The sequence below is a fragment of the Rhodococcus sp. T2V genome (assembly GCF_029269925.1).
In the GTDB taxonomy this organism is placed as follows: domain Bacteria; phylum Actinomycetota; class Actinomycetes; order Mycobacteriales; family Mycobacteriaceae; genus Rhodococcus_F; species Rhodococcus_F koreensis.
In genome coordinates, this window is sequence record NZ_JARJBD010000281.1 from 1 (window position 1) to 1,507 (window position 1,507).

Sequence of the window (1,507 nt, forward strand, 5' to 3'; positions counted from 1 at the left end):
CGCACGCGGCGCTCTACGCGGTGGTGGTGAAGGGCCTCGTCGGGTGGGCGCTGCGGTCGATCAGGGACGGCGACACGGTGCCGTGGTTGCGTGCCGAGTTGCTGCGGGCGCAGTTGTGGCGTGCGGCCCGGGACGGTCTCGACGGCGAATGCACCAGCCCGGCGACCGATCGGTCCCTGCCGATCCGCCGGCAGCTGGAACTGCTGGGCGCGTGCGTAGCCCCGGGACTGGGTGCGAGCGATCGGGCCTTCCTCGAATCGGGCCTCGACACCGTCCTGCGGGAGGGGACGGGGGCGGAGAAGCAACGCGCCGAGTTCGCGCGCGCCGGCACGCTGGCGGCGGTCGTCGACCTGCTGACGAACGGAGCGGTCAGCTGACCTGGGGTGGCGAGGTCGGCTCGGTGACGGCGCTGTGTCACATGACGGTCGAGAGTATGGGGTGGAGGCGTGATGACGGTCGTCGAGTGCGCCGGAACGGGTCGGGCGCGTGGGCGTGCCCACGGTGAGCAGGCCCGCGACGTGATCCACACCACCCTGGCTCGATGGCGCGCCGGTACCAGCGCCCACAGTCGTCAGCACCTGGCGGCGACGGGACTGCGCGCCGCGGTCGAGGCCGCCGTACCCGACCTGGCCGAGGAGATGCGCGGTATCGCCGAGGCAGCGGGCGTCCCGTTCGCGGAGATCCTCGCGTACAACTTCATGGACGAACAGTGGTGGGTGCACCGGGAACATCTCGAACTCGGCTGCAGTGTCCTCGGACGAGCCGACACCGATGGTGTGTTCCTCGCCCAGAACATGGACCTGCCCGATTTCATGGACGGCTCCCAAATCGTTCTGCGCGTCCGTCCGGAAGCCGGCCCGGAAGCGCTGGTACTGACTTCCGCGGGAATGATCGGGCTGACCGGGATCAACGCAGCCGGGATCGCGGTATGCGTGAACGCGCTCGGCATGCTGCGCCACAACCGCGCCGGTCTGCCGGTGGCCGCCGCGATCCGCGGCGCACTCACCGCCACCTCGCGCACGGAGGCAGTGAACTTTCTGCACCATATCTCGCACGCGAGCGGCCAACACTACGCGGTGGCGGATGCACGCGGCCTTCACGGTATCGAATGTTCCTCTACCGCAGTCATTGCCAGTTGCCTGCCGCGGTCACCGGTGCTACTGCACACCAACCACCCGTTAGCGAACAACGACATCGACCCCGACGCCGAACAGGAATTACAGAGGCAGGGACGGATCGCCGATTCCCGAGTTCGCCTCGACTTCCTCGAAACAAGCGTGAGGTCCGTCCGGGACCGCACCGCCGCCGAGCGCCTTCTCGGCGACCGCACCGCACCCCTGTGCGTCATACCCGGGCACGACCGCCGAACGCAAACATTCGGCGCAGTCGCCTTCGAGTTCGGCACCACCGCACCGACGGCGCGCTTCTGCCTCGGCCTACCGAACCACCAACCCTGGATCGAACCAGGATGGAAAACGCCACCCCAGCACAACGAACCATCCGCATA

Annotated in this window: 1 protein-coding gene and 1 pseudogene; both read left to right on the top strand. The window is 68.4% G+C overall.

Translation table 11 applies throughout. The annotated features are described in order from the left end of the window. Window positions 1–377, top strand: a pseudogene (locus P3H15_RS53895) (carboxylate--amine ligase); the annotation flags it as partial. 72 nt (window positions 378–449) lie between these two features. Then, window positions 450–1,507, top strand: a 1,058-nt coding sequence (locus P3H15_RS53900; RefSeq protein ID WP_276144806.1) for a C45 family peptidase, incomplete at its 3' end; no start/stop codon positions are given.